This is a genomic window from Kurthia massiliensis (genome assembly GCF_000285555.1).
Taxonomy (GTDB): Bacteria; Bacillota; Bacilli; order Bacillales_A; family Planococcaceae; genus Kurthia; species Kurthia massiliensis.
Genome location: NZ_HE610997.1, coordinates 161,826 through 174,535, shown reverse-complemented (window position 1 = coordinate 174,535; position 12,710 = coordinate 161,826). Strand labels below are relative to the sequence as shown.

Sequence of the window (12,710 nt, the reverse complement as noted above, 5' to 3'; positions counted from 1 at the left end):
GAAAGGATGACGAACTATGGGTAAAAATATTATTGAGAAAGTTTGGGACAATCATATCGTATACGAAGAGCCGGGGAAACCAGATTTATTATTCATCGATCTACATTTAGTACATGAAGTAACAAGTCCACAAGCGTTTGAAGGATTACGTTTAAACAATCGTAAAGTACGTCGTCCAGACTTAACATTTGCGACGATGGACCATAACGTACCGACACAAAACCTACCAGTCATTAACGATCCAATCGCGAAAAAACAAATTACAACGCTTGCAGATAACTGTAAAGAATTCGGTGTTGAACTGGCAGATATGGGACACCCTGACCAAGGGATTGTCCATGTTATTGGGCCACAACTTGGTTTAACACAACCAGGTAAAACAATCGTTTGTGGTGACTCACATACGTCTACACATGGTGCTTTCGGTGCAATTGCATTCGGTATCGGTACTTCAGAAGTAGAACACGTATTAAGCACACAAACACTTTGGCAAAATAAGCCGAAAACGATGGAAGTTCGAGTTGAAGGTGAACTAGGTTTCGGTGTTGCAGCAAAAGATATTATTTTAGCGATCATTGCTAAATTCGGTATTGATATGGGTACGGGTCACATCGTTGAATTTACAGGCGATGCGATTCATAAACTATCAATGGAAGAACGTATGACAATTTGTAATATGTCTATTGAAGCTGGTGCAAAAGCGGGCTTAATTTCACCAGATGAGATTACGGTTGAATACTTACGCGGTCGCAAATATGCACCGAAAGAACAGTTCGATGAAGCAGCAGCGCACTGGTTATCATTAGCGTCAGACGAAGATGCGACATACGATGAAGTACGTATTATTCATGCATCAGAAATCGAACCAATCGTTACTTGGGGTACAAACCCATCAATGGGGATTGGCGTATCGAAAACAGTGCCAACTGCTGATGATTTCACAGAGGAATCTGATAAACAAGCGTTAGAAAAAGCGTTAGCATATATGGATTTAAAAGCAGGTACACCAATTACAGATATCGAAATCCAACACGTGTTTATCGGTTCTTGTACGAACTCTCGCCTACACGATTTACGTGCCGCATCAGAAGTTGTAAAAGGTCAAAAAGTACATGAAGGCGTTCGCGCAATCGTTGTACCAGGTTCTCATTCTGTGAAAAAACAAGCCGAAGAAGAAGGATTAGACAAAATCTTCTTAGATGCAGGTTTTGAATGGCGTGAATCAGGTTGTTCAATGTGTTTAGCGATGAATGAAGATGTCGTACCAGCAGGTGAACGTTGTGCCTCTACATCAAACCGTAACTTTGAAGGACGTCAAGGTGCGGGTTCTCGTACGCACTTAGTATCGCCTCCAATGGCCGCAGCGGCAGCGATTGCTGGTCATTTCGTTGATATTCGCGAAGTTATGAAAGCAACTGTATAGGGGGAGATTTCATGGAACCAATTAATAAAGTAAAAAGCGTGCTAACACCGCTTAATCATAAAAACGTAGATACAGACCAAATCATTTCAAAAGAGTTTTTAAAACGTATCGAGCGTACAGGCTTCGGTCAATACGTATTTTATCACTGGCGTTTCAATGCAGATGGTACACCAAATGAAAACTTTGTATTAAATAAACCACAATATAAAGGCTCAAGCATTTTAGTCGCACACGATAACTTTGGTTGTGGTTCATCTCGTGAGCATGCACCGTGGGCTATTTTAGATTATGGCTTCAACGTCATCGTTGCACCGAGCTATGCAGATATTTTCCATAATAACTGCTTTAAAAACGGTATTTTACCGATTGAACTATCAATTCCAGAAGTAGAAGAAATTTTAGCAACAGCTGAAGCAAATCCAACGGACGGTATTGTAAGTTTAGAAGATCAAACTTTAACAGTAGGTGACAAAGTTTATCGCTTTGAGATTGATCCATATTATAAAGAAACGCTATTGAATGGCTGGGATGAAATTTCATTAACGATTCAATATGATGAACATATTCAAAACTATGAAGCGAAGCGTAAAACATTCGCTTAAACAGTGTGTTAAAGGGGGAAGTTGTAACATTGCAACTTCCCCCCTTTTTTTGATGCTATATTTTGATGGTTTTTATTGGAAAAAATACGTTATTCACTATTTTAAACGCAAAGTTTCTTTTGTGATAAAAGTGACGTGTTTTATGTAAAAGTAAACAGGCAATATACTAAACATAGAGTAAAAAAGGAGTGGTCCATATGAATAACTTTTCAGAAGCGATTCAATCATTACATCAAGCAGCTGTGCAAAGAGAGCGTTCAGCACATGTCATTCACTACGAAATGGATGGACAATTAATGTTGAAACTACATCGTGCACAATTAAAACCTGTAGAAAATATGATTAACGAGCGCGGAATTGTCGAAAAGAAACTACTTGAACAACCTGATCGTGTCACGCTAAAACAATTTGAGAAAGTCTTTAGCGCATACTCACTTTAATGAATGCATAATTAGATGATATAGCTACATAACGAGGGACAGAAAAAGGCACTCACATCTAGGGGATGATGAATAGCCTTTTTTCATTGTTTTATAACAGAAAAAATAAAGAAATTTCTAAAAAATACTGTACAAACGCCTTTTTTCGGTGGTAAAATAGAAATTGTTAAAGCGTACAATGTTATCTATTAAAAAAACTTATTAAGATTGTAGTAAACAATCACTTTTAAGGACATATATGGATGCAATTCATGCTTTTATCACATATTTCTTCTGCCGCTTCTGTATCACAACAGCTTGCCAGAGGGCTTACATAAGGGGTGTAAGCGATCTGTCAACGGAAGAAAAGTTGCTAATACGCGTGATGCACAACAAATAAGGGGTTATTTGGCATCTTACATAGCAAACCATGGGGATGGGAAGCGCGTATTAGCCACGTTCAAACAATAGGGGATTTTATAGACGAAGGGAGTTGTCACGAGACAGCTCCTTTTTTGTTATACTCATATCGATGAGGAGGAGAAAGATGAACGAACAACAATTAAGAAAACAACTGATTGAGGCACAACTAGCAGCAGTTCAGCAACATCATCCAATTATCTCATGTCTAAGAGAAGCTGAAAAATGTACGAATTTCTCAACGGCACCTGTATATATCGATGAAACGTTAATAAAAGACTCTATTCAACTATTAAAACGAGCGATTCAACATGAAACTGCTGCACAGTATGAGCTTGGGCATTTATATAGAGGACTAGATTTAATGACGTTAAGTGCATGCTGTTTCCAATGTGCGAGTGATCAAGGCTATTTAGCTGCTACATATTGGCTAGGTAATTTATATTATGAAGGACTAGGCGTTGAAGAAAATATACAACGCGCGTTCGATTGTTATGAATATGCAGCGAAACGTGGACTTGCTGATGCGATGAACAACTATGCAGACATGCATTTTAGGGGAGAAACAGTGCCTCAAAATGATGAGATTGCGCATCATTGGTTCCGCAAAGCGGCAATGCTCGGTGTATCAGAAGCAATGTTTACGATGGGCTATATGTTTGAAAAAGGTGTTGGTGTCGAAGCAGATGCGGATCAATCTATTTATTGGTTCGAACAATCCGCGATGCACGGCGACTTATATGCGGCCAATTATTTAGGCCATAAAGCGATGCAACGTGGCGAGTTTGATAAAGCGTTTATTTGGTATTTACAAGCTGCAGAAGGGCAAGATGTAGAAGGTGAATACAATGTTGGCTTCTGTTATGAAGAAGGTGTCGGTGTCGGTCAAAATTTACAAAAGGCAAAATATTGGTATCAACGTGCCGCACTTCAAGGAGATGACCAAGCAAAAGAAAAATTGTCACGTTTTTAACGTTTGAAAATCGGGAATTGTTTGCAAAGGGGGTGGCTTCGATGCGACATCATATTGAACAACTACTGTTATTAGAAGAACGTTTATCTGATGAATTACAAGATACATTTCAACGTGACATTAATGCACATGTTGCAACAACACTACAATTACCGATGTTTAAACATGTGAGTGTAGTACGGCAACTGTTAGCACAATGCGCGTCGGTTCATATCGGTGTATATGAAAGCATACCGAAAAGAGAAATGGCGGCAGCAATTGCGACACTGCGTCAATATTTACATCGTACTTATTTTCAAATGCCACAACTAGATGCGCTTTGTTACTTCGAGCAATGGTATGAAGCGGAAGATGCTCGCCTCGTCGTTCGCGGTCAGGCAAGAGATGAATTGAAATTTGCTATTGCATATACGATGACGTGGTTAGAGACGCCGATGCAGTTAGATGCATTAGTGGACTATTTAGCCCCGCTTGCGAAACAATTTGAAACGTATTATCCAGCGTATTCGTTTAAAGAAAACGTAAGGTTAGCATTAGATGAACTCGTAGATGTCGAACAAATTGTATCAGTAACGATTGATGCTCACCATATCGCACGCTATGAATTGAATGCCTCTCATTTTGGATCGCTTATTATGCGACTATATCATGCAAATCGACGTTACACGTTGCTAACAGAACCATTACAAAAGCAACTCCAACATTTATGTGCGTAACAGACTGAATTTATTCAGTCTGTTTTTTTGTGGAATATAATATATACATTCCAAAAACAAATTTAATTAAAAATGATCATTCTTTTTTGGAATGATAACTATTCCAAGATCATACAGCGTTATAATGGAAATAATCTAAATATTCAAGTTTTTTTGAGGGGGATGTTTGATGAAAGTTTCATTATTTGCGACATGTTTAGTCGATTTATTTCAAACAGATGTAGGGAAAGCAACTGTACAATTATTAGAATCGCTCGGTTGTGATGTAAGTTTTCCGAAAGGACAAGTATGTTGCGGGCAGCCAGCATACAACTCAGGATATGCCAAAGATGCACGTGAACCGATGAAAAAAATGATTGATACGTTCGTAAATGAAGAATGTATCGTTACGCCATCGGGCTCTTGTGCGACGATGTTTAAAGAGTATCCACATATTTTTAAAGACGATCCGGTTTATGCAAAAAAAGCACAGCTCGTAGCGGATAAAACGTATGAGTTAACAGACTTTATCGTCAACGTTCTAAAAGTGAAAGATGTTGGGGCGAGTTTTCCACATAGCGTAACGTATCATCCGTCTTGCCATATGACGCGCATTTTAGGGGTGAAAGATGCGCCGATGACGTTATTAGAAAACGTGAAAGGGTTAGAAATTATCGACTTACCGAATAGCTATAACTGTTGTGGTTTCGGTGGTACGTTCTCTGTGAAAATGGGGAACATTTCCGAACAAATGGTTGATGAAAAAGTAGATTGTGCGGTCCAAACGGGTGCGGAGTATTTAGTAGCATCAGATGGTGGGTGCATTATGAACATTAGTGGTCGTATGAATCGTCGTGGTGAAAAAATATCGACGATGCACATTGCAGAAATTTTAACGCAACATGAGGAGGTGCACTAAATGTCGATTCAATTTAATGACAATAAATTCAAAGATAATGTAAAAGACAATTTAGAAAAAGAATTTATGCGTGGTGCAGTATCTTCTGCACAAAATCATTTACATGCGAAACGTCTCGTAGCGGTTGATACGCTCGGCGACTGGGAAGAGTGGCGTAATCATGGACAAGAAATTCGTCAGCACGTCTTAAATCATTTAGATTTTTATTTAAATGAACTTGCTGAAAATGTTGAAAAAGCCGGTGGCCACGTCCATTTCGCAGCAGACGCAGAAGATGCGAACCGTTATATTCGCGAAGTTGTACGTAAAAAAGAAGCGAAAAAAATCGTGAAATCCAAGTCGATGGTGACGGAAGAAATTAGTTTAAATGAAATGTTAGAAGAAGAAGGTTGCCAAGTGCTTGAAACCGATTTAGGGGAATACATTTTACAGCTAGAAGGCGATAAGCCATCACATATCGTTGCGCCGTCTCTTCATAAAAATAAAGACCAAATTAAAGAAGTATTCGTAGAAAAGCTTGGCTACGACGAACAAAAAACGTCGAATGCAAGTGAATTAACCGATTATGTACGTTCGATTTTACGAGAAGAATTTTTAACCGCGGATCTCGGTATTACTGGTTGTAACTTTGGGGTAGCGGATAGCGGTTCGGTTTGTCTTGTAACGAATGAAGGGAATGCAGGACTCGTAACGACGATTCCGAAAACACATATTGCGGTGATGGGGATGGAACGTTTAGTACCATCTATGAAAGAATTAGAAGTGCTCGTCAATATGTTGGCGCGTAGTGCAGTCGGTCAAAAGTTAACGAGTTACGTTAATATTTTAACAGGTCCGAAACGTCCAGAAGATATTGATGGTCCAGAAGAGTTTCATTTAGTCATTGTTGATAATGGTCGTTCAAATATTTTAGGAGGCGATTTCCAAGAAGTATTGCAATGCATTCGTTGTGCAGCTTGTGTCAATACATGTCCTGTATATCGCCATATTGGCGGGCATTCTTATAACTCGATCTATTCAGGACCAATTGGCGCGGTATTAACACCGCTTCTTGCAGGATATGACGATTATAAAGAATTGCCATATGCGTCTAGTTTATGCGGTGCTTGTACTGACGCATGTCCGGTAAAAATTCCGTTGCATGAATTATTACTGAAGCATCGTCAAGTTATCGTCGAAAAAGAAGGAAAGGCACCAATTGCAGAAACAGCGATGATGAAAATGTTTGAAATCGGTGCTTCAAGCTCTCCACTATACCGTTTCGGTACGAAAATTGCCACGAAAGTCGTCAAACCATTTGCGAAAGACGATAAATTCACAAAAGGTCCCGGGCCGTTAAAAGAATGGACAGCTGTTCGTGATTTCCCAGCACCGAAAGGCGAACGATTCCGCGATTGGTTTGATCAACACGAAAAAGGAGGCAAATCGTAATGGAACGACAAGCATTTTTATCAAATATCGCAACGCGTTTACAACGACCTATTAATACGACTGAAAAACCTGAACGTCATTGGCAACATCGTCCAGTAGAGAAACATTATACACCGATGAATCAAGATGAATTGCTCGCAGCATTAAAAGAACAGTGTAAAAATATTCATACTGATGTTGTAGAAGCAACGACTGCGAATGTAGGGGACGTGTTAAAAGAAGTGGTTGCTCATTACGGCAACGGTGCCGTGTCACTTTGGGACGACCCACGATATGAAGAGTACGGTTTAACATCGCTATTAAAGACGGAATGGCCAAAAGACGGTGTAGACGTTTATACGTGGAGTGAACAAAAAAGTCGTGAACAAAACTTCGCTGAAGCAAATCGTGCGCGCGTCGGATTGGCAATTAGTGAATATTGTTTAACAGAGTCAGGTACGGTTGTATTGTATTCAGCAGCAGGAGCAGGGAAAGCAGTCGGACTGTTACCACATGCTTTCGTCGCTTTGATTCCGAAAAGTACGATTGTAGCACGTATGACGCAAGCTGCCGAAAAAATTCAACAACGCGTAGATCGTGGTGAACTTTTACCACATGCGATTGACTTCGTTTCTGGTCCGAGTAATTCGGCTGATATTGAAATGAAATTAGTCGTAGGTGTTCACGGTCCTGTACAAGCAACATATATCGTGTTAACAGATTGTTAAGTCTGTCCACCTTCTTACTATATAATAGTAGGAAGGTGGATTTTTTTGTATAACTCCCGTATAATAAAAGTGAATAAAATGCTCGAAAATCTCATGCTTTTTACTACTTATGTAGTGAAAATTGTTAATATCGAGTGTTTTAAGGTTACATTCCGAAAGAAGGCTTGTATATGAGTAGACCAATTTTATTTTATGACGGTGATTGTGGATTTTGTGCATCAACTGTACAGTTTATCATGGACCATGAAACGAACGAAAAGTTCTTATTTGCGCCGCTACAAGGCGAACTAGCAGCGCAAGAGTTACCGGGAGTGCTCGTCACTGATTTAAATACGGTCGTTGTGAAATATAACGATATCATTTATACAAGGACAAATGCCGTAATTTTTATTGCGAAATATTTGAAAAAACCTTATCGTTATATAAGACTATTGCAGATCGTGCCAAGTCGTATTCGTGATATAGGGTATAACATTGTCGCGAGAAACAGAGATTTTTTGTCGCAATCGAGAAAAATGTGCAAAATCCCGTCAAATCAAGAGCGAAAGCGTTTTATCAATTAAAAGGTCATAACTAAAACTTATCACAACACATAAAAATAATTTTATTTACTTATGTATAGCCATTCTGTATCATTGGTTTTGGAGAAAAGTAGTACAAAATTTTGTAACCTTTTCATAATGAACATATTAGAGGGGGACCATCAATAATGGCAAACTTACACAACAGCCGCGCATCTTTCGAAGTTAATGGTAAAACGTATAACTACTACAACCTTAACGCTATCGAAGAAGCTGGCGTAGCAAAAGTATCTAACTTACCTTACTCAATCAAAGTTTTACTTGAATCAGTATTACGTCAATATGACAACTACGTGATTAAAGAAGAACACGTTGACAACTTAGCAAAATGGGGTACTCCAGAAGCAGACACAACTGGTGAAGTACCATTCAAACCATCTCGCGTAGTATTACAAGATTTCACTGGTGTACCAGTAGTAGTTGACTTAACTTCTTTACGTACAGCAATGAAAGATATGGGCGGTAACCCAGACGAAATCAACCCTGCAATCCCAGTTGATTTAGTAATCGACCACTCTGTACAAGTAGATAAATACGGTAACGAATCTGCATTAAAAGCTAACATGGACCTTGAATTCGAACGTAACGCTGAACGTTACAACTTCTTAAAATGGGCTCAAACAGCTTACAACAACTTCCGTGCAGTACCACCAGCAACTGGTATCGTTCACCAAGTAAACTTAGAGTATTTAGCTCCAGTTGTACACGTTAACGAAAACCCAGATGGCACATTCGAAACATTCCCTGACTCAGTAGTAGGTACTGACTCTCATACAACTATGATCAACGGTATCGGTGTTCTTGGTTGGGGCGTCGGCGGTATCGAAGCTGAAGCTGGTATGTTAGGACAACCTTCTTACTTCCCAGTTCCTGAAGTAATCGGTGTTAAATTATCTGGTAAATTACCATCAGGCACAACTGCAACTGACTTAGCACTTAAAGTAACTCAAGAATTACGTAAAAAAGGCGTAGTTAACAAATTCGTTGAGTTCTTCGGTCCTGGCGTTGTAGGTCTTCCATTAGCTGACCGTGCTACAATCTCAAACATGGCTCCTGAATACGGTGCAACTTGTGGTTTCTTCGCAATCGATGACGAATCACTTAACTACATGCGCTTAACAGGCCGTGACGAAGAACACATCGCAGTTGTAGAAGCTTACTTAAAAGCGAACAACATGTTCTTCGATCCATCATTAGAACCAAACTATACTTCTGTAGTTGAAATCAACTTAGATGAAATCGAACCAAACCTTTCTGGTCCTAAACGTCCACAAGATTTAATTCCTTTATCTAACATGAAACAACGCTACCACGAAGTAGTAGTTGCTCCAGCAGGCGTACAAGGTTTCGGTTTAACTGAAGAAGAATTCACTAAATCTTCTACAGCTAAATTCGCTGAAGGCGACGTTGAAATCCCTGCAGGTGCAGTAGCAATCGCTGCAATCACTTCTTGTACAAATACTTCTAACCCATACGTTTTAATCGCTGCTGGTCTTGTTGCGAAAAAAGCGGTTGAAAAAGGCTTAACTGTTCCTAAATGGGTTAAAACTTCATTAGCACCAGGTTCTAAAGTTGTAACTGGTTACTTAAATGATTCAGGTTTAACTGAATACCTAGATCAATTAGGTTTCAACACTGTAGGTTACGGCTGTACTACATGTATCGGTAACTCAGGTCCGTTACTTCCAGAAATCGAAGAAGCAATCAAATCTAACGATTTATTCGTAACTTCAGTACTTTCTGGTAACCGTAACTTCGAAGGCCGTGTTCACCCACTTGTAAAAGCTAACTACTTAGCTGCTCCTCCATTAGTTGTAGCTTACGCATTAGCTGGTACTGTTGATATCGACCTACGTAAAGATTCATTCGGTAAAGACAAAGATGGCAACGACGTATTCTTCGATGACATCTGGCCAACAACTGATGAAATCAACGCTGTATTAAACAAAGTTGTCACTCGTGACCTATTCCAAAAAGAATACGAAACTGTATTCACAGCTAACGAAGCTTGGAACGCAATCGAAACTTCAACTGATACTTTATATGAGTTCGATACTAAATCAACTTATATCCAAAACCCACCATTCTTCCAAAACTTATCAGTGACTCCAGAAGATATCACAGCTCTTTCTGGCTTACGTGTATTAGCTAAGTTTGGTGACTCTATCACAACTGACCACATTTCACCAGCAGGTGCAATTGGTAAAGAAACACCAGCAGGTCAATACCTACAAGAAAACGGTGTTGAAATCCGTAACTTCAACTCTTACGGTTCTCGTCGTGGTAACCACGAAGTTATGATGCGCGGTACATTCGCTAACATCCGTATCCGTAACCAAATCGCTCCAGGCACAGAAGGTGGTTTCACTACTTACTGGCCAACAGGTGAAGTTGAATACATTTACGATGCAGCAATGAAATATGCTGAAACTAACACTGGTTTAGTAGTATTAGCTGGTAAAGACTACGGTATGGGTTCTTCTCGTGACTGGGCTGCCAAAGGTACTAACTTACTAGGTGTTAAAACAGTAATCGCTGAATCATACGAACGTATCCACCGTTCTAACTTAGTATTCATGGGTGTTCTTCCATTACAATTCTTAAATGGTGACAACGCTGAATCTCTAGGTTTAACTGGTGAAGAAACATTCGCAGTAAACATCGCTGAAGGCGTTAAACCTCGCGATATCTTAACTGTAACTGCTACTAAAGCAGACGGTTCTGAAGTTAAATTCGACGTATTAGCTCGTTTCGACTCAGACGTAGAAGTAGACTACTACCGTCACGGTGGTATCCTACAAATGGTATTACGTAACAAATTAGCTGAAAACAAATAATTTGAAGCGTAACGCTTAAAGAGGATCAGGTGCAAACCTGATTCTCTTTTTTTATATATTTTTATAATAATTAAGCTCGCTAGTCTATATAAATGAAAAATATCAGGTTAAATAAAATCCATTATACTGAATAAAAAGGAGGCTTTGTATATTGTTGGCATTCAAAGAAGGTATATGCCGTTTCTACAAACAGTACGATGATAGTGAAAGCAATCGTTATACGAAAAGGAACAATCGTCTCTCTTCAACATCAAGCTAATAAAGCACCATATATAATAGTAGGAAAACAAAAAGAAATTGCTAATCTATCGAATTATCACCACGTTACGGCTATAAATGGTTCGCAACAAATAACGTATCATCAATATGTTTCAATGTTGCAAGTATTCTAGGACATGTATCTAAATGCCGTACAATTAAAGCGAATTGGCACTTCTGTAGATAATAGAGGTATTATGCGTATCGACTGGGCAAAGGGAAAAAGAAATCTATATCGATGCATTTACACATGCACGTGAGCATATGACGACGAATGTTGTAATGAAAATGATTGATACGTATACAAAGGCGTATGTAAGAGGAACGACAATTGACGGGGGAATGTTCGTAACATATGAGATTAGACGTCCATTTGGTTCTTACCAATGATAAATCCAGATGGTGTCACACTCGTCCAACACGGATTAAAAAGTGTAAGCGTTACGTATCGTAACAAAGTATTAGCAGCAAATGGTAGTAGTCACAATTTCCAACGTTATAGAGCTAATATGCGAGGAGGAGATTTAAATCGGAATTATCCCTGCAGGATGGCAAGCATTTAACGGTATGAAAAAGCTAAGTTATCAGCATTATAAAATAAAGACAGCAAGCTCAGAACCTGAAACATCAGCATTGATACAGTTTGTAAAGTAGCATCAATTTAGGACGTACATTACGTATCATTCTTCTGGGCAAGTGTTATATTGGCGCTATGGACAGCCAAAAAAGCGAGAAATACGTGATCGCCAAGTGATTCAACGAGCAACAGGATATCAACAAGTGAATGATTCAGGGATTTCAAATGGCTCAGGTGCAGGTCAAGATTGGTTCGTTGCACATATGAAACAGCCTGGCATTACTGTTGAAATTGCACCAGCAGGTGGCCCGAAACCGGTACCTACGCGCTATTGGTCTTCTGCATGGCGAAAAAATAAAATAGTCGGTATTTTCGCAGCAAAAGAGGCGATAAGACGATAAATTTTGCTATACTACTTCATGAGGTGACGGAAATGTTTACAAGCACAAAAGAAATCGAAATTCGCTATGCGGAAACAGACCAAATGGGCGTCGTATACCATGCGAACTATGTCGTTTGGTTAGAGTTAGGGCGTTCACAGTTAATTAAAGACCTTGGCTATTCATTTGTTGAAATTGAGGAGCAAGGCTACGTTTCACCAGTTATGAATGTCAACATTAGCTATAAAGCTGCGCTTCGTTATGGCAAGCCTGCATTCGTTAAGACGTGGGTGAAGTCACAAGATAAGTTACGTACCGTTTATGGCTATGAAGTGTTGCATGAAGATGGTACGGTCGCTGCAACGGCAACGACAGAACACATTATCGTGAAGAAAGAGAATTTTAGACCTGTATCATTCAAGAAAATTAATGAATCATGGTTTAATAAATATGTAGAAATTGCAGAAATACAAGCATAAAAAGAGGCT

Annotated in this window: 14 protein-coding genes; all 14 read left to right on the top strand. The window is 39.2% G+C overall.

Annotation, left to right across the window (positions count from 1 at the left end; genetic code table 11):
- Positions 1-16 precede the first annotated feature (16 nt).
- Positions 17-1,423, top strand: coding sequence for a 3-isopropylmalate dehydratase large subunit (leuC, locus tag KMHG_RS05195; protein WP_010287618.1), 1,407 nt, complete (start codon positions 17-19; stop codon positions 1,421-1,423).
- Positions 1,424-1,434: 11 nt separating this feature from the next.
- Positions 1,435-2,025, top strand: coding sequence for a 3-isopropylmalate dehydratase small subunit (gene leuD, locus KMHG_RS05190; RefSeq protein ID WP_010287617.1), 591 nt, complete (start codon positions 1,435-1,437; stop codon positions 2,023-2,025).
- Positions 2,026-2,222: 197 nt separating this feature from the next.
- Positions 2,223-2,465 (top strand): hypothetical protein, encoded by a 243-nt coding sequence (locus tag KMHG_RS05185; RefSeq protein ID WP_010287616.1) that lies wholly within the window; start codon positions 2,223-2,225, stop codon positions 2,463-2,465.
- Positions 2,466-2,991: 526 nt separating this feature from the next.
- Positions 2,992-3,837: a tetratricopeptide repeat protein gene (locus tag KMHG_RS05180; RefSeq protein WP_010287615.1), complete on the top strand. Its 846-nt coding sequence runs from the start codon at positions 2,992-2,994 to the stop codon at positions 3,835-3,837.
- 41 nt (positions 3,838-3,878) lie between these two features.
- The gene (locus KMHG_RS05175) at positions 3,879-4,553 is read left to right on the top strand and encodes a hypothetical protein (RefSeq protein ID WP_010287609.1); all 675 of its coding nucleotides are present in this window, start codon (positions 3,879-3,881) and stop codon (positions 4,551-4,553) included.
- Positions 4,554-4,722: 169 nt separating this feature from the next.
- A complete protein-coding gene (locus KMHG_RS05170; protein ID WP_010287607.1) occupies positions 4,723-5,451 on the top strand; it encodes a (Fe-S)-binding protein in 729 nt (242 codons plus the stop codon).
- The gene (locus KMHG_RS05165; RefSeq protein ID WP_010287605.1) at positions 5,452-6,882 is read left to right on the top strand and encodes a LutB/LldF family L-lactate oxidation iron-sulfur protein; all 1,431 of its coding nucleotides are present in this window, start codon (positions 5,452-5,454) and stop codon (positions 6,880-6,882) included.
- Positions 6,882-7,589, top strand: a complete 708-nt coding sequence (locus tag KMHG_RS05160; protein WP_010287604.1) for a LutC/YkgG family protein — start codon at positions 6,882-6,884, stop codon at positions 7,587-7,589. The genes KMHG_RS05165 and KMHG_RS05160 overlap by 1 nt, the downstream gene beginning before the upstream one ends.
- 170 nt (positions 7,590-7,759) lie before the next feature.
- A complete protein-coding gene (locus KMHG_RS05150) occupies positions 7,760-8,152 on the top strand; it encodes a thiol-disulfide oxidoreductase DCC family protein (RefSeq protein ID WP_010287601.1) in 393 nt (130 codons plus the stop codon).
- 146 nt (positions 8,153-8,298) lie between these two features.
- Positions 8,299-11,007, top strand: coding sequence for an aconitate hydratase AcnA (acnA, locus tag KMHG_RS05145; RefSeq protein ID WP_010287599.1), 2,709 nt, complete (start codon positions 8,299-8,301; stop codon positions 11,005-11,007).
- A gap of 441 nt (positions 11,008-11,448) precedes the next feature.
- Complete coding sequence (locus KMHG_RS19830; RefSeq protein ID WP_147608086.1) at positions 11,449-11,655, top strand: M14 family zinc carboxypeptidase; 207 nt, start codon at positions 11,449-11,451, stop codon at positions 11,653-11,655.
- A complete protein-coding gene (locus KMHG_RS19825) occupies positions 11,637-11,828 on the top strand; it encodes a M14 family zinc carboxypeptidase (protein WP_369126189.1) in 192 nt (63 codons plus the stop codon). The genes KMHG_RS19830 and KMHG_RS19825 overlap by 19 nt, the downstream gene beginning before the upstream one ends.
- Before the next feature lie 187 nt (positions 11,829-12,015).
- Entirely contained in the window at positions 12,016-12,243 is a 228-nt protein-coding gene (locus KMHG_RS05135; RefSeq protein WP_010287594.1) for a M14 family metallopeptidase, read from the top strand.
- 32 nt (positions 12,244-12,275) lie between these two features.
- Complete coding sequence (locus KMHG_RS05130) at positions 12,276-12,701, top strand: acyl-CoA thioesterase (RefSeq protein WP_010287593.1); 426 nt, start codon at positions 12,276-12,278, stop codon at positions 12,699-12,701.
- Positions 12,702-12,710: the final 9 nt, after the last annotated feature.

Excerpts from the sequence above, each read along its gene's own strand:
- leuC (WP_010287618.1), top strand. The coding sequence starts at position 17 with ATGGGTAAAAATATTATTGAGAAAGTTTGGGACAATCATATCGTATAC.
- leuD (WP_010287617.1), top strand. The coding sequence starts at position 1,435 with ATGGAACCAATTAATAAAGTAAAAAGCGTGCTAACACCGCTTAATCAT.
- KMHG_RS05185 (WP_010287616.1), top strand. The coding sequence starts at position 2,223 with ATGAATAACTTTTCAGAAGCGATTCAATCATTACATCAAGCAGCTGTG.
- KMHG_RS05180 (WP_010287615.1), top strand. The coding sequence starts at position 2,992 with ATGAACGAACAACAATTAAGAAAACAACTGATTGAGGCACAACTAGCA.
- KMHG_RS05175 (WP_010287609.1), top strand. The coding sequence starts at position 3,879 with ATGCGACATCATATTGAACAACTACTGTTATTAGAAGAACGTTTATCT.
- KMHG_RS05170 (WP_010287607.1), top strand. The coding sequence starts at position 4,723 with ATGAAAGTTTCATTATTTGCGACATGTTTAGTCGATTTATTTCAAACA.
- KMHG_RS05165 (WP_010287605.1), top strand. The coding sequence starts at position 5,452 with ATGTCGATTCAATTTAATGACAATAAATTCAAAGATAATGTAAAAGAC.
- KMHG_RS05160 (WP_010287604.1), top strand. The coding sequence starts at position 6,882 with ATGGAACGACAAGCATTTTTATCAAATATCGCAACGCGTTTACAACGA.
- KMHG_RS05150 (WP_010287601.1), top strand. The coding sequence starts at position 7,760 with ATGAGTAGACCAATTTTATTTTATGACGGTGATTGTGGATTTTGTGCA.
- acnA (WP_010287599.1), top strand. The coding sequence starts at position 8,299 with ATGGCAAACTTACACAACAGCCGCGCATCTTTCGAAGTTAATGGTAAA.
- KMHG_RS05130 (WP_010287593.1), top strand. The coding sequence starts at position 12,276 with ATGTTTACAAGCACAAAAGAAATCGAAATTCGCTATGCGGAAACAGAC.